The sequence below is a fragment of the Microbacterium candidum genome, from assembly GCF_030315975.1.
GTDB lineage: Bacteria > Actinomycetota > Actinomycetes > Actinomycetales > Microbacteriaceae > Microbacterium > Microbacterium candidum.
In genome coordinates this window covers 1,140,980-1,165,713 of record NZ_JASXSZ010000001.1, presented here as the reverse complement: position 1 = coordinate 1,165,713, position 24,734 = coordinate 1,140,980, and the positions used below count along the sequence as shown (strand labels likewise).

Below are 24,734 nucleotides of genomic sequence, written 5' to 3'. Positions count from 1 at the left end.
CGGGGGCTATAGGCTCCCGCGACCGGCGTCCGCGACGAGGCCGCGGATCTCGTCGGCCCGCGCGACGAGCTCCGCCAGCGGCAGCCGGAAGGCGAGCGCGCTGACGCTGACGGCGCCGGTCATCCCGGGATCGGCCGCGCCGACGCCGACGGGGACCGCGACGCAGTTCACGCCGACCTCGTTCTCCTGGTCGTCCACGGCGTACCCGCGTTCGCGCGTACGGCGCACCTCACCCCAGAGCTCGTCGAGCGTCGTGATCGTGTGCGGCGTGCGAGCCTCGAACGGCCCGGCGCCGACGATCTCGGCGAGCTCGCCGGCATCCCGCACCGCCTCGCTCAGGAGGAGCTTGCCCACCGCCGTCCGGTACGCCGGATTGCGTCCGCCCACGGTCGACGTGAGGCGGACGGACCCGGACGAGGGATCGACCTTCGCGCGGTAGACGATCTCGGCGCCGTCGCGGACGGCATAGTGCGCCGTCTCGCCGAACCGGTCGACCAGCGCGCGCAGGATGGGCTCGACTACGAGCCGGTCGGGGCGCTGGGCGTGATTCTCGAACGCCAGGCGCAGGAACTCGTCGCCGACGACGTACGTGCCGCGGCCGAGCTGGGTCGCGAGGCGGGCGCGCCGCAGCGATGACAGGGCGCGGTGCACGGTCGACTTGGGGCTGTCGACGGCGACGGCGAGCTCTTCGAGCGTCGCGCCCTGCGGACGCTCGGCCAGTTCGACGAGGACGGCGAGCACACGGTCCGAGCCGACGAGACGCCCGGGATCGGCCTCGGGGGAGGCTGCCATGAGATCACCTCCGGGAACGCGGGGTGCGTTCCATCCAGGTTATCGGATCGCTATTCCGATAGACGGGACTCCGCGGAACGGACGGCGCCGAGCGCGACGTGACCCGGGAGGGTGGAGAGCCGAGCGGCGCCCAGCAGGCGCATCGTCGCCGCGAGCTGGTCGGCCAGGAGCCGCAGCACGAGCGCGACCCCCGCCTCGCCACCGGCCATCAGGCCGTACAGCGCCGCGCGTCCGAGCCACACCGAGTCGGCGCCGAGCCCCACGGCTGCCGCGACGTCGGCACCGCTGCGCACGCCGCCGTCGAGGTGGACGGCCACGCCGTCCCCCACGGCGTCGCGCACCCGGGCGACGCACTCGAGCGCAGCCGGGGCCCGATCGAGCTGCCGCCCGCCGTGATTGCTCACCACGACCTCGTCGGCGCCGACGGCGACCGCCTCGCGCGCCGCCCGGGGCGTCAGCACCCCCTTGACGATGAGTCGGCCCGGCCACTGGCCCCGCAGCCGCTCGAGGGACGCCCGGTCCGCGCCGGGGTCGAACATCAGGTCGGCGACCTCGGCGATCGAGCGGCTCCCGCCGGGCGCGAGCGACACGAAGGCCGGCGGCCGGCGGAGGTAGCCGAGCGCCCACGCGGGGTGGAGCGCGCCGTCGACGACGAGGGGCAGGCTGATCCGCGGCGGCATGCTCAGCCCACGACGCAGATCGCGGCGCCGGGCGCCGCCCACCGCCATGTCGACGGTGACGACGAGGGCGTCCACGCGGTGCTCGATCGCCTCCGCGACCAGTGCGTCCTGGCGCGCACGGTCCTTCCAGAAGTACAGCTGGAAGAAGACGGCGGCGTCAGGGAGGTCCCCGCGCACCTCGGCGATCGTGCGGGTGCCCATCGTGGAGAGCGTGTACGGGATGCCGGCGGCCGCGGCCGCGCGCGACACCGCGCGTTCGCCGTCGGGATGCAGCAGCCCCGTGTAGCCCGTCGGACCGATGGCGATCGGCAGGGCGCTGGCCCGGCCGCCGATCGCGACGGCGGTGTCGACCGTCGCGACGTCGCGCAGGACGTCGGGGAGGAGCACGACCTCGTCGAACGCCCGGCGCGCGCGGGCCATCGTGATCTCGTCGTCTGCCCCGCCGTCGACGAAGTCGAAGACGGCGCGGGGCACGCGGCGGCGCGCGGCCCGGCGCACGTCGTCCACCGTCAGGGATGCGCGCAGCCCACGGGGCGGACGCTGCCCCGCCCCGTGGACGTTCATGCGATGCGGATGACCCGCGCGGCGAGGCCCTCGGGGAGCGTCACGACGAGATCGTCGCCGTCCCACGCGAGCGCCGTGGGCACATCCGCCGGGAACAGCACCTCGACCTCCGCCCCCGCGCGGTCGGCGAGCGGGAGCCGGATCGCCCCCGAGCCGGCACGACGCCAGACCGCGAGCAGGGCGCCGTCGTCGTCGGCGAGTCCCTGCGCGATGACGTCGTCGTACCAGCCGGGCAGCCCGATCGGCCAGATCGGCGTCATCCCGGGGATCCGGGCACGATAGGTGCGGTAGGCCGCCATCGCCTCCGCGACGGTCGCCAGCTGGGCGTCGTCGAGCTTCCACATCCCGCCGCTCAGCTGCGGACGCGTGAGCATGCCGTTCACGATCGCGAAGCGCAGCTCCTCGACGCCGAAGTCCGGCTGCGGGTACACCCACACCGCGGCCTGCTCGGGCGTCACACCGCTCGGCGCACCCGCCGCGATGGGCGCGTAGCGGATGTGGTCGGTCTGGTCGCTGGTGGACAGGATCGAGAACTCCGCCATCGACGCGTAGTCGATGCGTGCTCCGCCGCTCGAGCAGTTCTCGATCACGAGGTCCGGATGACGCTCGAACAGCCCGTGGATCCACCGGAGGAACGCCCGATGGTGCTCCAGGAGCGCGTCTCCGGCGCTGTCCGTGTCGACGTCCGACCCGATGCCGCCGTTGATGTTGTAGTCGAACTTCAGGTATCCGAGGCCGTAATCGGCGATGAGACGGTCGACGACCGCATCCATCCGCTCGATCACGGCGGGAGAGCGGAAGTCGAGCTGGTGACGGCCCTGGCTGTCGATGCGCGCGCCGTGGCGACGGAAGAACGCCGAGTCCGGGAGCTCGTTCGCGACGGGGCTCTCGACGCCGACCACGTCCGGCTCCAGCCACAGCCCGGGGATCATGCCGGCGTCGCGGATGAGGTCGAACATCCGGGCGAAGCCGTGCGGGAACCGCCGCGACGACTCCTGCCACTCCCCCACCGTGTTCCACCAGCCGGTCTCGTCCGCGTACCAGCCCGCGTCGATGCAGAAGTACTCGGCGCCGGCCGCCGCCGCGGCGGCGATCACGGGAGGCAGCTTCTCCTCGTCCGGGTCGGCGAGCAGCGAGTTCATGAAGTCGTTGAAGACGACCGGCAGCTCGACGTCGTCGCGGTTGGGCCGACGGATCAGACGCCGATACTCGGTGAGCGGGCGCAGCGCGTCCTCGAGGCGTCCCGGGGTGCACGCGATCGCGAGGGGCACGGCGTCGAACGCCTCGCCCGGCTCCAGGATGCGGTGCCAGTGGTGCTCCTGGTCGTTCGGGCCGCCCGCCGACAGGTAGACCGCCGCCAGGTGGTCGCCCACCTCCCACTGCCACGACCCGTTCGCCTCGATCTGCCACGCCCACGTGCGGTCGCGGCCGAGGTCCTCGAGGGCGCCCATCGGCAGGTACTCCGTCGTCGACTGCGTGCCGATGCTGGACACCGAGATCCGCGACTTCGACGAGTGGACGCCGTCCTCCGTGAAGCCGACGTCGACGATCCCGAGCGACGGGAGGGAGTGCTCGGTCCAGTTGAACTCGGCGAGCAGTGTGTTGTGGGGGATGCGCAGCCGCGCGCGGTCGCGCCAGTCGGCGTCGCGGAAGCGCGCGAACCCGTTGAGGGTCAGACTCGACACGTGCTCGAGCGTCACGGCGCGGTCGGACTCGTTGCGGACGGTCTGCTGCACGCGCACGACGGGGAGCTCGCCGAACGTCGTGAACGTCGAGTGCAGGACGATCCCCGCGGGCGTGCGCTGGACGAGCTCGAGCCGGGAGCCGGTCGATGACGAGGTGACGTCGTGGCTCACGTACTCGAGCTCGAGCGTCGTCCCGAGCGCGACGTGTCGCTGCCCCTGCGGCAGGCGGCCGCCGGCCACGAGCACCTCGGCGGGCGGCGTCGCCACCCGCGGGGGGATGTCGTCGGGCTCGCGCCCCGCGACGTCGAGGCCCACCACGACCGCACGGACGCCGTCGCGGACGACGCGCAGGCGCACCGCCGAGTTGCCCCAGTCGACGAGCTCGGTCATGCCGGTCGCTCCGCGGCCAGGATGCTGCGCTCGGCCATCCACGGCACGTCCTCGACGCGCAGCGTCGCGCCGGATCCGACCGCGTCGTTGATCGCGAGGCTCAGCAGCTGGTCGTGGCATCCGTCCGCCGCGGGGTAGGCCGGCTCGCCGCCTGCGGCGTAGACCGCCATGCGGTGCATGAGCTCGGCGACCGCGACCTCGTCGTCGTTGAGGCGGGCGCCGCGGAATCTGTTCTGCCACACGATGTCGTCGCCCCACGAGATCGCGTCGACGAACCATCCCTCGAGGTCGCCGTCCGCTCCCGTGGCGGTGCGCTGCAGCGTGCCGGTCGTCGCGTGGCGCGGGCCGACGACGTACGACACGTCGTCGTCGGCGATCTGACCGCGCGCGCCGTGGATCTCGATGCGGCGCGGCCGGATCGGCGAGAAGTACTGCTCGAAGTCGAACTCGTACAGTCCGGTGCGTCCCGCGAAATCGAGTCGCGCGAACGTGCGGTTCGAGGTGTACTCGACGGGCGAGTCGTTCCAGTCGTCGCGGCCGCGCGCGGAAACGACCGGCGACGCCGCGGCCCAGCCGCTCACGGACACCGGCTCGAATCCCGCGCCGAGGAACGCGCGGATGAGGCTCACACCGTGGTAGCCGTGAGCCACCGACATGCGCGCGAGCGACACGTCGCCGAGACGCCCCGACTGCGCGACGGCCAGCCGCGCGGCGTGGTGCGCCTGGAACCGGTACTGCTCGGCGACCTGCACGCGCAGGTCGCGGACATCCTCCCAGAACGCGAACAGGGCCTCCCGCGTCGGAGCCGGCGGCGTCTCGGTGAGCACCGCGTGCCCGTCTCGCGCGAGCGCGACCGTGACGTCGGGCGCGACGTCCGGCGGGGTCGCCACGACGATGAAGTCGTAGTCCCCCGCGCGGAAGTCGTCCAGGGACGTCGTCGTCGCGACGCCCCACTTCGCCGCGGCGCGCTCCGCGGAGGCGTCGGTCCGGGTGAGCAGCCGGGCGACCTCGAAGTGCTCGGGCAGCGTCGCCGCCGCACGCAGGAAGTACTCGCCGCGCCAGCTCGCGCCGACGATGCCGATCCGGGCCGCCATCAGAGCTCACGTCCGTTCCGGCCGCCGCCGACGCCCGCGTAGGGAGCGCCGGGGTTCCAGTCCTGCGGACGGTCGGGCTGCGCGCCGTCGATGGGCAGTACGACGGCCCCGTGAACGCGCGCCGACTCGTAGGCCGCCTCGACGATCTCGAGCGCCTGGAGGGACGAGTCGGGGATGCTGTAGTCCCGCGTGCCGTCGGCGATCTGCGCGGCGAGGTGCTCGAGGTGCCGCTGGTGCCCGCTCACCGCGAACTGCTCGACGTCGACGCGCACGCGCCGGTGGTCGGGGGTCACGAGCGTGTAGTACCCCTCGTACGCGCCGAACTCGATGAAGCCGTCGTCGCCGATGATCCGGAAGAGGGCCACCGTGTCGTTGCGCGACATCGCCACGTGGTCGCCCGTGTGCATGAGCACCCGCACCGCGGACGTCGTGCGCGCCATCGTGATCGCGTCGGTCTCGACCTGCATCCCGTCGCGGAAGGTCCGGGTCGAGGAGTCGGTCGCGGCGAGGACGAACTCGACCTGCTCGCCGCCGGTCAGCGCCACGAAGAACTGCAGCCAGTGGATGCCGGCGTTGATGATGTCCCAGTTCGTGCACTCGATCTCGACGACGCGCAGCGGCCCGATGTCGCCCGCGCGCACGCGCTGGACGATCTCGAGCGCCGCGGCCTGCGCCATGAGCCCGTGGGGGACGACGACGGGGAGGCCCGCCTCCTTGATGAGGGCGAGGATCTCGGTGCCCGCGGACGTCGTGTCGCCGAGCGGCTTCTCGACGAGCAGGCCCTTCAGGCCCGGGATGCCGAGGGCGGCCCGGGTCAGCGGGAGGTGGGTCGGCGCGTATGTCGAGACGCACACGACCTCGGCCGGGCTCGCCGCGAACATCTCCTCCGCGCTCGTGTAGGTCGCGATCGCCGAGTCCTTGGCGCGCACGCGTTCGAGTGCGGCCTCGCTCATGTCTGCGACGGCGACCAGCGTGAAGTCGTCGGAAGCAAGCAGCGCGTCGATGCTCAGAGTGCCCCCCGCGCCGGCCCCGATCACAGCGGCGGTCAGCGGTCGTCGGTCGCTCATTTCTCCTCCTCGAGAACAGGGTCTGGGAGTGCACTGTGCACCCCAGCCATCGACAACTCTATCTGATAGGTTGGAGACGTCAAGATACGAATGCCATCGCGCCCATCCGGCAAGGGGCACTACCTTTAGGGAAACTCGGACAGGGGATGCGAATGAGCCAGAACAGGTCGGCCGGCGACGACGGCGACGCCGCGACCAGTGCCATGGCGCGTGTGGTCGAACGCGTCGAGGAGCTGGTGTTCGACGAACTCGAGCCCGGCCACGAGCTGCCCTCCGAAGGCGCCCTCGCGCAGGACCTCGGCGTCAGCCGCCTCACGGTCCGGGAGGGGATGCGCCAGCTGTCGGCCCGCGGGCTCATCGAGGTGCACAACGGACGCAAGCCCGTCGTCGCCTCCCCCAACGGCAAGGGCGTGGGCGACTTCTTCCGCAACGCGATCCGCCGCGATCCGCGCGCACTGCTGGACCTCCTCGAGGTGCGGCAGGCGCTCGAGGTCCACATCGCCGTGCTGGCCGCCCGGAACGCCAGCCGCGCCAGCATCGGCGCCATGCAGTCGGCGATCGACGAGATGCGGCGCAACATCGAGACGCCGGCCGAGTTCAACGAGGCGGACGTCCACTTCCACGAGCTGCTCGCGGCCGCCACCGGCAACCAGCTCCTCACGATCCTGATCGAGGAGCTGTCGGACTCCCAGCGCTCCTCCCGCGTCCAGAGCGTGATCGGCCACGAACTGCTGGGCCGCCGTCTGGACGAGGTGCTCGAGCAGCACGCGAAGATCCTGGACTGCGTCGAGCGGCGCGATGAGAGCGGCGCGGCCGCGGCCATGCGCAGCCACCTGCGCAGCACCGAGAAGGACCTGGCGGCCGCCCTGCGCTGAGCCGCACCGGCCGGCGCACCCCCGCCCCGCCCCGACACCGCCTCCGTCCCCGCGACGGGGGCGGTTCGCCGTCTCTCGCCCGTCCCCGCACACCCGGACCGCGAAAGTTCTCAAACCTATTGTTGACTCGGCGAAAACCTATCTGATACTTTCGACCCAACCGCGCGGAACGGTCCGCTCGGTGCAACATGAGGTGAATCGATGAAGATTGCGCAGATCGTCACGACGGTCGTCGGCACCCCCTGGCGGGAGCTCACGTTCGTGGAACTCCTGACCGACGACGGCCGGGTGGGGGTCGGTGAGGTGCGGATGGTCAACAAGACCGAGACGCTCCTCGCCGCGATCCGCGAGCTGGGCGACCGGTACGTGATCGGCTCCGACCCGTTCGATCTGGAGCGGATCGCGTGGGGCGTGCTCTGGAAGGAGTACGGGCGCGCCGGCGAGGTGGCGCAATCGGCCCTCGCCGCGATCGACATCGCGTGCTGGGATCTCATCGGCCAGGCCTGCGGGCAGCCGGTGTGGCGTCTGATGGGCGGCCGGTTCCGCGACGTCGTGCCGGCGTACGCCAACGGCTGGTACCAGGGCGACCGCGACCCGGAGTCCATCGCGGCCCTCGCGCGGAACGTGAGCGACCGCGGCTACCGCGCCCTCAAGCTCGACCCGTTCGGTGCGGCGACCGCCGACCTCACGGCGTCCGAGCTCGCGCGCTCGGTGCGGATCGTCGACGCCGTCCGCGGCGCCGTGGGCGACGACACCCAGATCATGATCGAGATGCACGGCCGCTTCCGGTCGTCGACCGCGATCCGCGTCGCCGATGCGCTCGAGCACCTCTCCCCGACCTGGATCGAGGAGCCGGTCCCGCCGGGAAACATCCACGGCCTCCGCAACGTCCGTCGCTCCACGCCGATTCCCATCGCGACGGGCGAGCGGGTGCACGAGCTCGAAGAGCTGGCGCCGCTGCTCGAGGAGGGGCTCGTCGACACCCTCCAGGTCGACATGACCCACTTCGGCGGGCTGACCGGCATCCGTCGCGTCTCCTCGTGGGCCGCGGCCTACAACGTGCCGCTCGCGCCGCACAACGTGTGCGGTCCCGTGGGCACCGCCGCGAACGTGCACTTCGGCGTCGCGACGCCGAACTACCAGATCCTCGAGCACTTCAACGACTTCGCCGACTCGTGGGTCCTGGACCTCGTGGACGGCGCCATGACCGTGGATGCCGCGAGCGGCGGCTTCACCGTTCCCGACCGCCCCGGGCTCGGCGTGCGCCTCGACCGCGAGCTCGCGGCCGAGCACCCCAGCAACGGCGCGACCTTCAACCTCTTCGCCGTCGGGTGGGAGCGCCGCGAGGGCACCGCCCTGACGGCGGCGACCGCCGACTGAGCTTCTTCATCGAGTCGAGACACCCGCGCAACCCCTGCGCACCAAGAGAAATGAGAGTGGAAATGCAACGAAAGATGAGGCGGTCACTGGCGATCGCCGCCGTGGCCTCCGCCGTGTTCGGGCTCGCAGCGTGCTCCGGAGGAGCATCCGGCAGCCCGACGTCCGACGACGGGTCGATGACCGGCACCATCAAGGTCTGGGATCTGCTCGTGGGCGGAGACAAGAACTGGAAGGCCGTCATGGATCAGGTCGACGCCCAGTTCGAGAAGGACCACCCGGGTGCGAAGGTCGACCGCATCGCGCAGCCGGCCGACCCCGCGGCCATCCACCAGCTGATGCAGGCCGCGGCGCAGTCCAAGAGCGGCCCGGACCTCATCATGATCTGGGCCTGGGGCGACGTGCTGACCCTGAAGCCGTCCCTCGTGCCGATCGACAAGTACATCTCGAAGGAACAGCGCGCGAGCCTCAGCGGTTGGGAGGGCGTGACGTTCGACGACAAGACGTACGGCGTGCCCCTCGGGCTCCAGGGCCTCGGCCTCTCGTACAACACGAAGCTGTTCGAGCAGGCCGGACTCGACCCGAACAACCCGCCGAAGTCGGTCGACGACCTGCTGAAGGCGTGCACCGCGCTCAATGCCGCGGGCATCACCCCCATCGGCGGCGGGAACAAGGAGGGCTACCTCAGCGGCTGGACGACCTCCACCCTCTACGCCGGCACCGCGACCGCGGCGCAGGCGCAGAAGCAGGCCACCTACACCGCGCCCTTCAACCAGGCGCCGTTCGCCGACGCGTCGGCCGGGGTCATGAAGCTCGTCGACGGGAAGTGCTTCGACAAGAACATGCCCGCCACGCCGTGGTACCCGGACGGCTTCCAGGCCTTCCAGGACGGCAAGGCGGCGATGCAGTTCACGATCTACAGCCAGTTCGCGTACATGCAGGACCCGAAGATCGGCCCGGACGTGAAGTTCATCCCGTCGATCGCCAACACGCGCACGCCGGACTTCCTGCCCGCGGGAGCCATGAACGTGTGGGCGGTCACGAGCTTCTCGCAGCACAAGAAGCTGGCCGCCGAGCTCGCCCTCTTCCAGGAGAGCGCGAAGTACCAGCAGGAGCGGCTCGACAAGGCGAGCTACTTCCCGAACAACAGCGGCGTCACGTTCGACGAGTTCCTGAAGACCCACCAGGGCGCGACCCCGCTCGTGGACATGCTGAAGAATGGCGCCAAGACGTTCCTCCCCGTCCACAACATGCAGGACGCGAAGACGAACGACATCTATCAGACCCAGCTCGAGCTCGTCATGCTCGGGCAGACGAGCCTGAAGGACGCCCTGCAGGCCACCGAGGACTCGCGCAAGCAGCAGTACCCGGTGCTCATGGGCCCGCAGTAAGACGGAAGACAGGACGATGATGGGCACGCGCCGAATCAGGAAGTACTCGTCGATCGGAACGCTGCTGCTGTTCCTCGGACCGGCGTTGCTCATCATCGTCCTGCTCCGCATCTGGCCGGTGATCCAGGGGGCGTTCATCGCCTTCACGCAGTGGGACGGCATCCGCCCGCCGGTGTTCAACGGCCTGGACAACTTCACCAGGATGCTGAGCGACCCGATCCTGCTCACCGCCCTCGGCAACACCGGCAAGATCCTTCTCCTCGCCCCGGTCTGGATCCTGCTGCCGCTGCTGCTGGCCGCCGTCATCCAGGACCGCATCTTCGGAGCGTCGTTCTTCAAGATCTCCTACGTGCTGCCGGTACTCGTGTCCCCCGCGGTCATCGGCGTGCTGTTCGTGATCATCCTCGGTCCCGACGGCCCGCTGAACATCGCGCTGCGCTCCATCGGGCTCGGCGCCCTCACGAACAACTGGACCGTCGACACGACGCTCGTCATGTGGATCGTGGCGGGCATGCTGATCTGGTCGACGTTCGGGCTCGGCGTGCTGCTCTTCAGCGCCGGCCTCTCGTCGATCGACGAGAGCCTCTACGAGGCGGCGCGGATCGACGGCGCCAACTGGGGCCAGCGGTTCTGGTACGTGACCGTCCCGTCAGTGCGCGGCGTGCTCGAGTACTGGACGGTGATGGTGGTCATCATGGCCTTCTCGTCCGCCATCGTGCTCGGCTACGCGTTCTCCCAGGGCGGACCCGGCTACTCGTCGACCACCGTCGACCTCTTCATCTACAACCAGGCGTTCCGCTACGGCGCGCCCGGCTACGCCACCGCCATCGGCATCACGCTGTTCCTGCTGATCGGCATCCTCCTCGTGGTCTTCCTGCGGGTCTCGCGCCGCCGGGGAGAGCTCATGTTCGACGACTCAGGAACACCGCTGTGACCGCTCTGCTCTCTCCCGAAGTGCACGTCGAGGACGACGCGCCCAGCTACCGGCCGCGACGCCGGCGCCGCCGGCTCTCCCCCGCCCGGTTCACGGTCGTCGTCGTGTGCGCGGCGATCGCCGCCTCGACGATCTACCCGTTCGTCTTCATGGCCTTCACTTCGCTGAAGACCCCGCGCGACTACGTCGACAACAAGCTCGGCCTGCCCATCCCCGCGACCTTCGAGAACTTCGTCACGGCGCTGTCGGGCGACCTGGGCGTCTCGTTCGTGAACAGCGTGATCGTCGTGGGCGCGGGGACGATCCTCACCGTGATCCTCGGCTGCATGGCCGGGTTCGCGTTCGCGTTCCTGCGCTTTCTGTTCCGCGCGACGCTGCTGCGCCTGATCATGATCATCATGGTGCTGCCGGTGACGGTGCTGATCCCGCCGATCTTCAAGGTGGTGCTCGATCTCGGCCTCGTGAACACGTATCCCGGTCTCGTCCTGCTCTACGTGGGTCTCAGCCTCCCCGCCGGTGTCTACATGATGGCGACCTTCTTCATGGCCGTGCCGAAGGAGCTGGTCGAGTCGGCCCGCATCGACGGCGCCACGCCGTGGCGGGTCTTCCGCAGCATCGCCGTCCCCCTCGCCCGCCCCGCGTTCATCACGCTCGGCACCTTCACGTTCCTCGGATTGTGGAACGAGCTGCTGTTCGCCCTCCTGATCATGTCGTCGCCGGAGCAGCGCACGCTGCCGGTCGCGATCACGCTGCTGCGGCAGAGCGTGCAGAACCCGACGCTCGTCCAGGACGCGATCATCGCAGCAGGCCTGCTGATGTCGGCCGCGCTGCCGTTCCTCCTCTTCATCCTCTTCAACCGCCAGATCACCCAGGGAATGGTCGCGGGGGCGCTCAAGTGAACACGCATCCTCCTTTCGACGTCGAGCTGGCCGCCTTCCTCCCCGAGGGCGAGCCCGACCGCCCCTTCCTCGACGGCGTGGAGGGCGTCGAGCGCCTGCGCGCCGCGATGGCCGAGTACGAGGAGTCGGTGGACGACGTGCGGGCGGCGACCGGCGCCCGCATCGACGAGCGCACGGTCGACGGGGTTCCCGTGATCGTCATCCTGCCCGCCGGGGACCGGAGAGCGCGCGGAGCGATCCTCAACGTCCACGGCGGCGGCCTCGTCGCCGGCAGCCACCGCTCGGTGCTGACCGTCAACACGCGCATCGCGCTCGACCTCGACTGCGCGATGGTCGTCCCCGACTACCGCCTGGCCCCCGAGCACCCTTACCCGGCCGGTCTCGACGATGTACACACCGTCTGGCGGTGGCTGGCGGGCGGCGGCCTGTGGGCGGAGGTCGATCCGGACCGACTGGTCGTCATGGGCGGCAGTGCCGGGGGTCTGCTGTCGGCGGGGCTCATGGTGCGTCTGCTTGCGCGGCGCGAGACGCTGCCGTCGGCCCTGGCGCTCGTGCAGCCGCAGCTCGACGACCGCAACGCCCAGCCGTCGACGTACGAGATCGAGCACGCCCACTTCTGGGACCGGCCCTCGAACCTGCTCAGCTGGTCGATGTACCTCGCCGGCGTCGACGGCGTCCCGGACGAGGCCTCTCCCGCGCGGGTCGGCGACCTCCGCGGATTCCCGCCGACCTTCATCGAGATCGGGCAGGTCGACGTGTTCCGCGACGAGGAGCTCGACTTCGCGGCACGCCTCAGCCGCGCGGGCGTGCCAGTAGAGGCGCATCTGTGGGCGGGGGCATTCCACGGCTTCGACGGGCTGACCGAGACCCGCACCGCACAACGGGCCGTTGCGGCCCGCCTCGACTTCCTGCGCGGGTATCTATCTGATAGATAGACCGCCAAAGGACCACCTCGGTCTACCTTGCTCACCGATCGCACGGCGACTATCTCTCTCCGTGCAGCCCTTATATTCCGCAGATGTTCCCGGTTCTGCACGATCCGTGAAGCGCTGATTTGCCCTACCACATGATCAACCTATCTGATACATTTCGTACAGCTAGCTCAAGGAGGAGAAGCCATGAATCGAGACCACGTCGCAGATCAGCCCACGCCCGGCGCCACGGGGCGCCGGGCGTTCCTCGGCCGTGCGGCCGTCAGTGGCGTCGCCGCCGCCGCGGCTCTGCTGCCGGTCGTGGGGACCGCCGCCCCTGCTGTCGCGGCACAGCCGGCGGCCAAATCCACCGACCCAAAGGGAACGCATGCGGTGTACAACGTCCAGGACTTCGGCGCCAAGGGCAACGGCACGGCCGACGACACCACGGCGATCCAGAGCGCGATCAACGCCGCGCAGGCTGCCGGCGGCGGGACAGTGTACCTGCCGTCCGGGACCTATAAGACGACGGCGACGCTGATCGTCACCGGCGCGAAGATGACCGTGGAGGGCGAGGGCGCGTCGAGCATCATTGCGGGGGCGTTCGCCGTTGGAGACATCGTGCGCGTCGCCCGGCCGTCGGCATCCGCCCCGCTCGTCGCCAACGGCCTGTTCACAGACTTCGCGATAATCTCGACCATCAAGAAGACGGCGGGTGCGGCGCTGGCGATGGACGGCGTGCAGGACATGCGCATCTGCAACGTCCACGCCGTCTCGCGCGTCTACTCGGACCCGAACAACCTGTGGGACTCGTTCAGCTTCCACGACTTCACGATCGTGGTCGTCGAAAACTGCAAGATCCAGTCGCAGAACAAGGGCATCATCTGCTGGGGGAACCAAGTCGGCGCCGACATCTGGATCACCGGCGGCACGCTCTGCTCATTCACCCCCATCGGCGTGCACGTCGGCGGAGGCGTCGGCGGCGTCTACTTCGACGAGTTCCTGTGCTACCTCAACGGGACGAACGTTCTGATCGACGACGCGCTCGCCGGCAGCGCCAACCGCGAGATCTTCTTCAACGACGCCGTGCTCGACGGCTCATACCGGCACAACGTCGAGGTGAAGCAGAACGGCGTCTATCTCCTTGCGTTCCAGAACACGTGGTTCAGCAACTCCGGGTTCGACGGTAAGGCCGGCCATCCGGACGGATGCCTCCTCCGGGTGCACCCCGGCGCCATCCTGCACCCGTCGAACATCACCGTCGCGGGCTGCAAGATGTTCAACGGCTACGGATCCGGCATCTTCGCCGAGTCAGGATCGTGGACGATCACCGGCAGTGACATCAGCCTGAACGGGCAGGGGACGTCCGGCGGCTACGGCGTCCTGTTGTCAGGCGGCGCGACGGGCACAGTCATCAGCGGGAACTCGATGCGCACGAACGGCGCCTACCCCAGCGCCAAACCCACCGGCGTCGGGCTGAAGATCGCGCCGGATGTGAACGACTACATCGTCACCTCGAACAACCTGACGTCGAACGGCACCGCGGGCCTAGTCGACCAGGGCGGATCCTCAAAGGTCGTGGATCTCAATCTCGGCGCGTGACGCGCCAACGTGAGCCTGCGTCGCCATTGGCAACGCAGGCTCACGTTCAAGGGTGAGGTCGCAACAACGCGTTGCAAGAGGACTTTGCGGAGCAACTCTGAGGAAGAACGATGAGGCGGTCCGGTGCACAGCTACTCGAGCGTGCGCAGATCGGCAGCTGGCCACACCTCGCGAGCTCGGCAGGCATGCTCAGCCGCAACTCCGAAGGTGCCGTCGATTTTGACCGGCTCACACTGGTCTCTCATTCGCAAGCCGCACTGCACTACAAGACCGAGGGATGTTATCCCTCGGTCTTCTTTACGCAAGCCTTACGCACCTGAGCAATCTGCGGGCAGACACTCAACTGCCCTGACCACATCGCCAACGTATTCGCGATTGGGAATACCCCAGACCACGCGTGGAATCTGGGCGACCGTCTCTCAACGTGCGTGAACGTCGCCGAACGACGCTGAATCGCGGAGACGGAGAGATTTGAACCCCGCCGTGGGGGTTAAGCCCGGACTCGGTCGGGCGCGTACGCGTTGATTCAGCGCGGATCCCCGCGTTCTTCGGCGACGTTCAGCAACACTCGGGGTCGCTCAGGTTTACGCGATTCTTACGCGGGTCGAATACCCCTCCTTGGCCGCACGGCTCATCAACCCCTTGCCTGCATGAGCACGTTACCGTCAGCAGGATTCATGTCCACGACGATGTCGGCATCACGGCCTTCGACCGCATCATCGCGTGCGATGGATCTGTAAAGCTTCGGACTCTGCGCGGCCTACTGCGCGAGCTGCCGACCGAGCTGAACACAACGCGCGCCAATCACTGCGAGTCCCATTCGTCTCAGTCGTCCTCGCATCCCGGTAGCGACCTCGCCCCTGGAATCGGCGAGGCCGCACACCGAATCTCTAGGTCAACATGTCAACAGTCGGGCGGAGCAGACCCGCTCTTGGACCTCGCGTCACAGATCGAACGAGTAGACCGGCGACAACCCGTACGTCGCGATCGCGTCCTTGATCAACACCATCGCCCACAGCCCTTCCGCTGTCGACTCGCCGCCCGCGTCCGCTTTGCGTGCGGGCGTCGATGTCGTGCATGTGCCGCCGGAGAGGATGGGGTTCACTGTGATCTGGTCCAGGAATGCCCCCGATCCGCCCGGCGTGGACGATGAATCGGCGGTCTTTGCAGCCCACATCGGCCAGGTGATGTTCGGGCTGTTGTCGATGAGCGAGTTGTTCCCAATGAACCACGAGGCGGCGGCTCGCGCCTGCTCAAGGTAAGCATCCCGCCTCGTGGTCGCCGTTGTGCGCCCTGACTGCTCCCAGGCTTTGGCGAGTTCGATGAGTCCGGCCACTATCGAGGAGTTGTGGTAGACGATCTGCGTGTCGTTCGTCTGGAACTTCGCCGCCCAGCCGGTGATGCTCGGGATCCGCTCCCGCGTACGCCGATTGTTCCCTGTGACGTCTGCATAGTGGTACGCCTGCATGCCGTAGAAGTTGTCGGCAGAGTAGCTGATGATGTCGAGGAAGCTTCCCAGAGCCGCGTCGGTCTGTCCCAGATCACGCTTGAGCCGGTAGGCGCGCGCCAACGCATAGATCTGGACCTGGCCCCACGCCTGCCAATTGCCGCTGGTCGCATCATCGATGAAGATGCCGTTCCGCCAATCGCCTGAAGAGCCGACGAATTGGGTGGCGATCACGCGGTTGATGGCCTGATCGATCTTCGCGTACACGGCCGACTGCGTCGGCGGCCCGTCATAGCCGGTGGTCGTCGTTGCCAACGCCGAGTATGTCCCGTAGCCTGCCCCGATCCACCGGATGCGGAAGTACTCACTCAGCCCGGCAAGGAAGAAGCTCGCCAGCCGGGTGTCGAGAGTTCCCATGTCGTATTGGAGGCAGTTCGTGAGGACGCGATTGAGGTGGTTCTCCAGGAATGCGGCGAAGAACGCGTCGTCGGTGGTGAACACTCCGCCCGGGCTGGTCGCCTTGACCTTCTGCATCATCTGCAGGCCCATCGCGAGCGCCCAGAGCTGGCGAGCGTCCTTAGCACCGAGGTTGTGGGTGCTGGTGGTCCAGTCCTTCTTGATGTTCGTCAGGTACGACGTCGGTCCACTTGTCGCATCGGAATAGAGCGGACCGTTGTAGACCGCCGCCACGTCACTGCCGTTGGTCGCAATGAGGTCGTCCATGTAGATCGAGTAGGCCGGGTGGGAGACGAATGGCGGGGCCGGGATGGGGGCACCACCACTGGTGATGATTGCGGGGTCGGCAGGGTCGCACGGACCGGGCGCGGACTGCATCCACAGACTGCGATCGCCTCCAGGCGCGGCCGGATAGGCGGTTCGGCGATTGAACTCCGTGCGGTACATGTAGTGCGCGTTCTGGCCTTGCACCGCGGGATCCCACGTATAGATCGAGGGGGCGTCCAGCCAAGCGAAGTTGTATACCTTGCCTTCCATCGTGGTGAGGTGGCAGGTGAAGGTCAGGAGCGCTTTGGCGGCGGTGAGGGACGCGGTCGTGCCGTTGCGTAGGTAGTCGGTGGCCAGAGCGATCGCAGCACGCGCGGCGTCGTCGACGCAGGCCGCCCCTTCGGCCATGTCCTGGTAGACGTTCCACCCGCTGGTCTCCCAACCAGACTTCGCGACGGCGTAGAGCGCGAGCGCCTGCATCGGCCAGGCCGACACGGCCGCATAGCCCCCACTACCGAGGGTCGCGTCGTAGTACGACGGCACCGGCCAGGTCACACCGTGCTGGTCCGGGCGCTGGCCCGGACCAGTGCCGGAGCCGTACGTGAAACCACTCACGTGTCCCGACGCGTCGACCGAGCGCGCGGTCAGGAGCTGCCAGTTCAGGTGGCCGTACCGGTGAAGGTCGTAGTCGTCGAAACTCACCGATGTCGTCGTCGTCGCGTACGCGGCCAGCGGCCGCTGTGCCGCCACGGCCCCGAGGGCCGCGACGGATGCGGCTCCCATGATGAATGTCCGTCGGGTGAATACAATGCCCACGCGCGCTCCTCCTCATTGAGATAACGTTGTTTCGCCCACTAGCATGAGCCACGCGCGCTCGGAGATCAAGAGGGCGATCGCCGCGCTCGCGTCATTCCCCGACAATTGCGCCGAAAAGTTAAACAACGTTGTTCGTCTGATCGGGGACTTTTATGTACATCACCTCCTCAACCGGCGAGTTCCGGGTCGCCGTCTGTACCAGCGCCAGAGGGACGACGATCTCGGTCGACGTCAAGACGGCCGTCGGTGGATGGTCGTCGGCCACCGTGCCGGCGCCGATCCTTTCCGGCGAAGCCTTCGCGCTGACCACGCAGTCGCGCGGCGTCGAGGGTGCGACCGCGACTCTAAGCGGGGTTGGAACGAACCGACCCTTCGTCTGGCGCCTTGCCGTGGAGACCACCACCGGGTGGCTGGCGTTCGAGCTGACCATCGACTCCGACGGCTTCGATATCGGACACGATGCGCCGCAACCGGGAATCCAGTTCGATCTCGGGGCCCTCCCGCCGTACGAGCGCGGTAATCACTTCTGGTTCACGACGAACGTCTCCGCGCCGTCGACCTGGAACCGGAGCGCGGCGGGGAACGACTTCCCCGGCGCGTACTACTTCGACCCGTACCGCCGATGCGAGCTCGAGCTGTTCGTCGACCTCGGCGCATCCACTTGGTTCGGGGAGGACTCCGCACTCCGCCTCTACGAATACACGTGCGGCGTGGTTCGGTCATTCCGCCCGGAACCGTCTGCGGAGTTCGGCTTCATCGGCACGGCACCGGCGCGGATGCGAAGCTTCCCTCGCGGACGCCATGTCCTCCGCTGGTACGTCGCCGCCCGCCGGCGCGACGATCTCGGCGGCGTCTCCCCCACCGAGCAGGACGCCCTTCGGCAGTTGGTCGCGGACTGCCTGCGGCTGGTGGACACCCCGACCGATGAGTGGCACGGCTCGCCGGGCGCCTGGGCGGATGCCGCAGCGAGCGCGGCCGGCGAGCTCATGAGCGACGGCCTCGCATGGCGCAGCGACGACCTCGGCGACTATCTGCTCGCCTACGTCGACGCGCGCTCCGATGCCTGGTCCGCCGCCTTCGCCGCCAAGGGTGAGACCTGGAACGGCGACGGGCCGTGCCTCGATGCCGCCCTCTGGCTGCTCCGCCCGTTACAGCTCCTCCGCGCGACGACCGCGCAGTCAGAGCTCGCGAAGCTTACCGATCGGGTCGACGACTTCGCCACACGGGAGGCCGCCGATCCACGTTCCCGCATCCTCTCCGGCCGCCACGACGCGCAGACGGAGATGGGCACGTGGCAGTACGTGTATCTGCTCGCCGACACCTGGTATCTCTACGGGGAGTCGGAACTCCGCGAGCGGATCCTCGCCGAGATAGAGTCGGTGCTCATCCCGTTGGCACACCGCGTCGGATACAACTTCCCGCTCTCATTCGACAAGAGCGCACTCGCCAAGCTCGGACCAGGAGGCAACGCGGGATCAGCAGGGACGTACGCGATGCTCATGGCGAGCCTCGCAGCATCCGAGTCTGATCCCGAGCGCTACACCGAGGAGGCTAGGCGGGCGCTGCGCGCCCTCGCCAATCTGCACATCGACGACGTTCCGCAGGAGGCGGTCCTTGCGCCCCACGCGATGGTCGCTGCGGACGAGCTCGCGCGCCAGGAGCCCGGCGGAGAGTGGGCCGAGCTCCGCGAGTACTTCCTCGCGCAGACCCTCCGCGCCATGTACTGGTATGACGACCCGCTGCCCGTCGGCGCGGTGCGCGGGGCCCGGATCGGCATGTTCCAAGCTTGCACGGGCATCGTCTATCCCGCGTTCTTCGAGGATGTCGAGGTGGCGGTGCGCCTGGCGAGCGTTGTGGACCGCGAGCGCGACCCGCGCGGCCTCCTACGCGTGCTCGACCGCGCACGCCGCGTCAACGTCGGATTCCTCCCCGCGTTCGGGTCGGAACCGGACTCATTCACCCTCCCTCACATTCCGTTCGAGGAGCTCCCGATGCTGGACGGCGCGCGCTCGGGCGGTTCCATCGGGCAGGAGATTTACGGCGCGGGTTGGCTGTATTGGGCGCATCTTCTCTGGGATGCTCTTGCCGTGTCCGACAATCCGCAGGTCATGGTGCTGAACGCGGATCCGGATCCCGGCCGGGCCGGAACACCTGGCCGGTTCGTCGCCTACAACGGCACCGATGTGGCGCAGGAGGCGACGATCCGGTTCACCGGCGCAGGCACGACCGTCGACCTCCAGCTCGCTTCGGGCGCGTGGGAATGGCTGTCCGCCTCGGCCTGAGCTCAGGCCGCGTCGCGCACGGCGACGGCCAGCTCAAACTTGCGGTCGTCACCGGGCGTGAGAGCGTCGTCCGCTGGTGCTACGTCCGCGCCGAACATCGGGTGCGACGACGGCTCGATCCCTAGTGCCCACCGCCCTCGCGTGGGGAGGATCCACTGATGGAGGTACGGGAGTGTGTCCGCGCGCCAGCTCACCTCGACCTCGAGCCGTCCTCCGCTGACGGTGCAGCTGCTCCAACCGTCGTGCGACCGGGCGGGCTCGTCGTGCAGAACGACCGCCTCCGTGATGACGGAGGTCGGGTCGGGCATCCGGCTCCACTCGGGCACTTCGGCAACCGGCTGGCGGAAGACGTGCCGCCCGGCCTCCACGGCCACGCGGGTCCCCGGGAGGACCGCCGGGGCCCCAAGGTTCACGTGGTACAGGATCCGGACCGGCACCGGGACGGCGCCCGTGTTGACCGCTCGATCCGCGATGCGCAAGAATGCCGCGCCGTCCTCGCGCAGGCCGCTCGTGATGGTCCGTTCCAGCCGAACGGATGGGCCGAACACCGACGCAGCATCGATGTCCGCACTTAGCCGGGCAAGCGATCGGCCACGCGCCGGCTCGACCCGTATGTTTGAGGCCGGCCGGTGACCGATATCGCCGTGCAGAGGGTTCCCGCCTTCTTCACCTCCGATGTGCAGGAGACCACACGTGGCCACGAGGCCGCCAGTGAAGCGATCGATCCACGCGTTCCCCGCGGGCCGATCGAGCGGTCTCGCGTCGGCGACCGGAGAGACCCACCCGAGCGGGAGACCGGCGAACTCCGTCCGCCCGATGTCGAACCCGCGCGCGGGAAGCACGTCGAAGCGGAGCCCACCCGCCACAGCCGCGTCGAGCACCCGGACGTGATCGGCCGAGCCCGGGAGGCCGAGGCGCTCGACGACGGTCGCCACGGCGGTGTCGTGGGCGAGCAGCCCCTGCTCGCGCAGCTCGGCCAGCGACGGTGCGCCGCTCACTTCGGCGGCCTCGCCACGAGCACCTCGCCCGCGCCATGGAGGGACGGGCGCCGTACGCCGGCGGGAACCAGAACGGTGTCACCGGAGCGCAGCGCGAGGTCGGCGTTGCCGAACGAGGCGAGCGTGACCGCGCCGGCCGTGACGACGAGCACGGCGAACCCCTCGCCCAGCTCCACCTTGCCGTGCACATCCTGCGCCTCGAGCCGGAAGTAGGCGTCGGCGCCGCTCGGCAGCCCGGTGGCCGCGTCACCGGCCCGCCGGACCAGGAGCTCGAGTTCCGTCGCGGCCAGGGCGCTCCGGTCGACGGCGTCCAGCGCCCGATCGAAGCCCACGCCGAGGTGCCCGTCCCGCTCGCCGTCGATCGCGAAGCCCTGCCATTCGAGGAGGATCGAGAGGTCCTCCGGCTCTTGCACCTCGACGAGCAGGATGCCCTCGCCGATGGCATGGGCGAGCCGCGGCGGCACGAAGACCCGATCGCCTGCGGCGACGTCGACGGCGTGCATCATCCCGAGCAGCGTGCTGGTGTCCTGGGAAGCGACCAACTCCCCCAGTCGCTCGCGGTCCACATCCTCGGTGAACCCGAGGTGCACGCTCCCGCCCTCCAAGATGTGCCATGCCTCCGCCTTGCCATGGGCGGCGTCGACGGCGCGTTGCGCGAACTCGGCGTCGGGGTGCACATGTGCGGGGAGCCGCTGCCCGGCGTCGAGGAGCTTCACGAGCAGCTTGGGGTCGGCACCAAATCGCTCCACGTGGGCGTGGCCGAGCCACTCGCGCGGAGCCGACCGGACGGCTTCGTCCACCGACCGGCCGTTCACGAGAATGGCACGCCCATGCTCCTCCTGCCCCCGCACAGCTACCGTGGACCCGACCCAATCCTCGGGTGTGTACTCAGGAGCATCGGGCAGGCCGCGGAAAGCGGCGATCTTCGCGCCTCCTCGGTAGAAGCGCGCCGGCGGTCGGTTCGTCTCGAGGACCCAGGGCCTGTGAGCGTCGGCGTCGAAGACCGTCTCGGCGGCGGGTATCGCTGAGATATGAGCCGCAGAGCTCGACGCCGCCGCTTGGAGCGCCGCTGCCGGGCCCGCACCCATGGAGACTGCGTACAGGAGGCCGGCGGTTGAGGCGTCGCCTGCGCCGTTGGTCGTCCGGAGCGACGCCATCGGGGTGATCGGACCACGCAGCGCGGCGTCCGCCCATTGATCGGCGAGCGGGGCCAGCGCGCGCCCGGCGTCGCGGAGCCGTTCCGCCCCGGAGGTGCGCAGGGCGACGCCGAGCGATCCGCACGAGATCGCGACGACGCCGACACCCCACGAGATGAGTTCGTCGGCGAGCTGTTCGGCCAAGTCAAGATCGTTGGCGCGCGGAAGTCCGTACGCGGATGTGAGGTCATCGAGGCTCGGCGTGAGGATGTCGATTCCGGGTGCGACTGAGCGCAGCAGCGCGCGCCAGTCCACGGCGCCGGCATCCGAGGCGCGGTCGACGACGGCCAGGTCGACGGACGTCGTCACGGCGGCCGCCTTCGCCGTGCCCAGCAGCGCTGAGAGCGCAGTGCCGCCGTCGGCGATCAGCGGCGGGAGCAGGGACGGATACCCGACGTGCAGGAGGTCGAGGTTGTCGAGGACGATCTCTGATCCGCTCACCGCGGCGTTGGCGCCGAGGTGATGCCAGAAGACCCGGTCGACGCCGGGCTGCTCGATGACGAGCGAGTACGAAGTCGCGAGCGGAACGACCCGCAGGTGCGCGTCGATGAGGTCGGAGTCGGCCAGCTCGCGCCGCACGACACTGCCGAGATCGTCGTCACCGACGGTCGCGTAGACCACGACCGGGTGGCCGAGGCGCGTCATCGCCTGTGCCGTGTTCGCCACGCAGCCGCCCATCCCGATGGAGAGCGGGCCGACGTCGACGAGGCCTCCCGGTTCGACCACGGCGGGTCCTCCCAGGCCGGGGCTCAGGTCCACACAGATATGTCCTGCGATCGCAACTTTGCGCACGCGGACTCCTTTCACGACGCGATAGACAACGTTGTTTCTTCGCACTACTCTGTCACATGTCGTGAGCCTCGGGAAAGCCCCGGGCAGGTTATGAAGGAGTTATCGCAGTGACGCCCTACCGCTTGAACCGGTTGTTCAATCCCTTGTCCGGGCGCGCGCTCGACGTCGCCGTCGACCATGGCTTCTTCGGGGAGGCGAGTTTCATCGACGGCATTGAGAGCATGTCGCACGTCATCGACGTCCTGGTCGGAGCTGCGCCGGACGCGATCCAGCTGACTTTAGGTCAGTCGCGCAAACTGCAGGCCCGCCCGGGCAAGGACAAGCCGTCGCTAGTCATGCGGACGGATGTCGCCAACGTCTACGGCAATCCCCTCGACACCCATATCTTCAGCCATCATGTGCCGAATGCGATTGAGGAGGCCGTTCGCCTCGACGCCGTGGCCGTCTGTGTGAACCTTATGCAGCTGCCGGGTCACCCGGAGATCCGGGAGGCAAACATCCGCTCGATCATGGCCCTCCGTAAGGAGGCCACCCGCTACGGGATGCCACTGATGATCGAGCCACTCGTCATGCAGGACAACTCGCACGCAGGCGGGTACTCGGTGGACGGCGACATCGACAAGATCGTTGCGCTGGTCCGCCAGGCCGTCGAGCTCGGGGCGGACCTGATCAAGGCCGACCCCGCGGACGATCTGTCCGTGTACTCCCGCGTGATCGAAGTCGCCGACGGCATCCCGGTACTGGTCCGCGGCGGTGGCCGCGTCGACGACCGCACTCTGCTCGAGCGCACCGCACGGGTCCTCGACGCCGGTGCGTCGGGCATCGTGTACGGACGGAATATCGTCCAGCACCCCAACCCCGCCGGCATCACCGCTGCGCTCATGCGGATCCTCCACGAGGGCGCCTCGATCGACTCCGCTCTCGCGACGCTCGAGGAGGTCGCCCGATGACCGCGCAGAACGTGGGGATCGGAATCATCGGGGGCGGCCTGATGGGCCGCGAGATCGCCGCGGCCATCCAGCGCTGGCCGGCCCTCGTTGACCATCCCGTGCGCCCGCGCCTGACGGCCGTGTGCGACATCAATCCCGCCGCGCTGTCCTGGTTCGATCAGATCGACACCGTCTCCCAGACGACGACGGACTACGCCGAACTGCTCTCGAACCCGGACGTGGACGTCGTCTACGTGGCCGTACGGCACGATCTCCACGAGCAGATCTACACGGATGTCATCCGCGCGGGAAAGGATCTGCTCGCCGAGAAGCCCTTCGGAATCGACACCAAGGCCTCCGACTTGATCCTCAGCGCGTTGGCCGAGCACCCCGAGAGCTTCGTCCGATGCTCGAGCGAGATGCCGTTCTTCCCCGGCGCGCAGCGCGCAATCGACTATGTGCGCTCCGGCGCGGCCGGCCCGATCATCGAGGTCAGGAGCGCCTTCCTGCACTCCAGTGACCTCGACGAGAGCAAGCCGATCAACTGGAAGCGGCAGGCGAAGTACTGCGGCGAAGCCGGGGTCATGAACGACCTCGGCATGCACGCATGGCACGTCCCGCTGCGGCTGGGTTGGGAGCCCGAGTCGCTGACGGCGGTGCTTCAGAACCTCGTCCCGCAGAGACCTGGCCCAACGGGCGAGCTGGAGGAGTGCGATACATGGGAGAATGCGACGGTGTGGGGCTGGGTCGACGGTCCCGACGGCCGTTTCCCGCTCACGGTCGAGACCAAGCGGATCGCACCGGGCAACAAGAACACCTGGGTGTTCGAGGTGATCGGCAAGACCGGCGGTGTCCGGTTCGCGACCTCCAACCCGAAGCGCGTCGAGGTTCTGAGCGTCGCCGACGTGCCAGGCGTGGGCCGCGAACAGGGCTGGACGGCCATCGAAGCCGGGAGCCAGTCGGTGTGGCCGACCGTCACTGGTGGCATCTTCGAGACCGGATTCTCCGACGCCATCCTGCAGATGTGGGCGGTCTACCTGGCAGAGCGTTCCGGCGAGCTGGGCGACCGCTTCGGCGCCGCAACTCCGCAGGAGGCAGCACGCACCCACCGCCTGTACGACGCCGCGCTAGCGGCGGGAGAGAGCGGGCGGTGGACATCGGTGATCCGGTGACCGCGTGACGAAGGAACGTGCCAGGCAGCTCTGCAGGCACGCCCATAGAATCGGAAGTGGGGGGGGCCCCCCCCCCCCCCCCCCCCCCCCCGGGCCCCCCCCCGCGGGGGGGGGGGGA

General features: G+C 68.9%; 18 protein-coding genes. 10 read left to right on the top strand and 8 right to left on the bottom strand.

Features of this window, described 5'->3' with window-relative positions; translation table 11 throughout:
- Nucleotides 1-6: 6 nt before the first annotated feature.
- The 5 genes from QSV35_RS05355 to QSV35_RS05335 are packed head-to-tail and all read right to left on the bottom strand — an operon-like array spanning nucleotide 7 to nucleotide 6,272.
- Nucleotides 7-792 carry an IclR family transcriptional regulator gene (locus QSV35_RS05355; RefSeq protein ID WP_286287430.1) on the bottom strand — a complete coding sequence of 262 codons (786 nt, stop codon included), beginning with the start codon at nucleotides 790-792 and terminating at the stop codon, nucleotides 7-9.
- Between the two features lie 50 nt (nucleotides 793-842).
- On the bottom strand, nucleotides 843-2,036 hold the full coding sequence (locus tag QSV35_RS05350; protein ID WP_286287428.1) for an alpha-hydroxy acid oxidase: 1,194 nt from the start codon (nucleotides 2,034-2,036) through the stop codon (nucleotides 843-845).
- The gene (locus tag QSV35_RS05345) at nucleotides 2,033-4,111 is read right to left on the bottom strand and encodes a glycoside hydrolase family 36 protein (protein ID WP_286287427.1); all 2,079 of its coding nucleotides are present in this window, start codon (nucleotides 4,109-4,111) and stop codon (nucleotides 2,033-2,035) included. The genes QSV35_RS05350 and QSV35_RS05345 overlap by 4 nt, the downstream gene beginning before the upstream one ends.
- A complete protein-coding gene (locus QSV35_RS05340) occupies nucleotides 4,108-5,205 on the bottom strand; it encodes a Gfo/Idh/MocA family protein (protein WP_286287424.1) in 1,098 nt (365 codons plus the stop codon). Before QSV35_RS05340 ends, QSV35_RS05345 begins: the two co-directional genes overlap by 4 nt.
- Nucleotides 5,205-6,272, bottom strand: coding sequence for a Gfo/Idh/MocA family protein (locus QSV35_RS05335; protein ID WP_286287423.1), 1,068 nt, complete (start codon nucleotides 6,270-6,272; stop codon nucleotides 5,205-5,207). The genes QSV35_RS05340 and QSV35_RS05335 overlap by 1 nt, the downstream gene beginning before the upstream one ends.
- A gap of 152 nt (nucleotides 6,273-6,424) precedes the next feature.
- Here QSV35_RS05335 and QSV35_RS05330 point away from each other — a divergent pair, with 152 nt between their 5' ends.
- The 7 genes from QSV35_RS05330 to QSV35_RS05300 all read left to right on the top strand — a co-directional run bounded on the left by QSV35_RS05330 (nucleotide 6,425) and on the right by QSV35_RS05300 (nucleotide 14,261).
- The gene (locus QSV35_RS05330; RefSeq protein WP_286287420.1) at nucleotides 6,425-7,147 is read left to right on the top strand and encodes a FadR/GntR family transcriptional regulator; all 723 of its coding nucleotides are present in this window, start codon (nucleotides 6,425-6,427) and stop codon (nucleotides 7,145-7,147) included.
- A gap of 201 nt (nucleotides 7,148-7,348) precedes the next feature.
- Nucleotides 7,349-8,527 (top strand): mandelate racemase/muconate lactonizing enzyme family protein, encoded by a 1,179-nt coding sequence (locus QSV35_RS05325; RefSeq protein ID WP_286287418.1) that lies wholly within the window; start codon nucleotides 7,349-7,351, stop codon nucleotides 8,525-8,527.
- 74 nt (nucleotides 8,528-8,601) lie between these two features.
- On the top strand, nucleotides 8,602-9,915 hold the full coding sequence (locus tag QSV35_RS05320) for an ABC transporter substrate-binding protein (protein WP_286287417.1): 1,314 nt from the start codon (nucleotides 8,602-8,604) through the stop codon (nucleotides 9,913-9,915).
- Nucleotides 9,916-9,931: 16 nt separating this feature from the next.
- The gene (locus tag QSV35_RS05315; protein WP_286287416.1) at nucleotides 9,932-10,849 is read left to right on the top strand and encodes a carbohydrate ABC transporter permease; all 918 of its coding nucleotides are present in this window, start codon (nucleotides 9,932-9,934) and stop codon (nucleotides 10,847-10,849) included.
- Complete coding sequence (locus QSV35_RS05310; RefSeq protein ID WP_286287414.1) at nucleotides 10,846-11,748, top strand: carbohydrate ABC transporter permease; 903 nt, start codon at nucleotides 10,846-10,848, stop codon at nucleotides 11,746-11,748. The genes QSV35_RS05315 and QSV35_RS05310 overlap by 4 nt, the downstream gene beginning before the upstream one ends.
- Nucleotides 11,745-12,683 (top strand): alpha/beta hydrolase, encoded by a 939-nt coding sequence (locus tag QSV35_RS05305; RefSeq protein ID WP_286287412.1) that lies wholly within the window; start codon nucleotides 11,745-11,747, stop codon nucleotides 12,681-12,683. Before QSV35_RS05310 ends, QSV35_RS05305 begins: the two co-directional genes overlap by 4 nt.
- Nucleotides 12,684-12,866: 183 nt before the next feature.
- Nucleotides 12,867-14,261: a glycosyl hydrolase family 28-related protein gene (locus tag QSV35_RS05300; protein ID WP_286287410.1), complete on the top strand. Its 1,395-nt coding sequence runs from the start codon at nucleotides 12,867-12,869 to the stop codon at nucleotides 14,259-14,261.
- Between the two features lie 943 nt (nucleotides 14,262-15,204).
- On the opposite strand, the gene QSV35_RS05295 is transcribed toward QSV35_RS05300, so the two are convergent.
- The gene (locus tag QSV35_RS05295) at nucleotides 15,205-17,181 is read right to left on the bottom strand and encodes a hypothetical protein (protein ID WP_286287408.1); all 1,977 of its coding nucleotides are present in this window, start codon (nucleotides 17,179-17,181) and stop codon (nucleotides 15,205-15,207) included.
- A gap of 218 nt (nucleotides 17,182-17,399) precedes the next feature.
- On the opposite strand from QSV35_RS05295, the gene QSV35_RS05290 reads away from it, so the two are divergent.
- Entirely contained in the window at nucleotides 17,400-19,529 is a 2,130-nt protein-coding gene (locus tag QSV35_RS05290) for a hypothetical protein (protein WP_286287406.1), read from the top strand.
- 2 nt (nucleotides 19,530-19,531) lie between these two features.
- Here the strand turns inward: QSV35_RS05290 and QSV35_RS05285 are convergent, their stop codons facing one another.
- Nucleotides 19,532-20,527, bottom strand: coding sequence for a DUF4432 family protein (locus QSV35_RS05285; protein ID WP_286287404.1), 996 nt, complete (start codon nucleotides 20,525-20,527; stop codon nucleotides 19,532-19,534).
- Nucleotides 20,524-22,515: a PfkB family carbohydrate kinase gene (locus QSV35_RS05280; protein WP_286287402.1), complete on the bottom strand. Its 1,992-nt coding sequence runs from the start codon at nucleotides 22,513-22,515 to the stop codon at nucleotides 20,524-20,526. Before QSV35_RS05280 ends, QSV35_RS05285 begins: the two co-directional genes overlap by 4 nt.
- A gap of 107 nt (nucleotides 22,516-22,622) precedes the next feature.
- Between QSV35_RS05280 and QSV35_RS05275 the strand changes: the two genes are divergently transcribed.
- Nucleotides 22,623-23,465 (top strand): class I fructose-bisphosphate aldolase, encoded by an 843-nt coding sequence (locus QSV35_RS05275; protein ID WP_286287401.1) that lies wholly within the window; start codon nucleotides 22,623-22,625, stop codon nucleotides 23,463-23,465.
- The gene (locus QSV35_RS05270; RefSeq protein WP_286287399.1) at nucleotides 23,462-24,616 is read left to right on the top strand and encodes a Gfo/Idh/MocA family protein; all 1,155 of its coding nucleotides are present in this window, start codon (nucleotides 23,462-23,464) and stop codon (nucleotides 24,614-24,616) included. Before QSV35_RS05275 ends, QSV35_RS05270 begins: the two co-directional genes overlap by 4 nt.
- The last annotated feature ends 118 nt before the right edge of the window (nucleotides 24,617-24,734 follow it).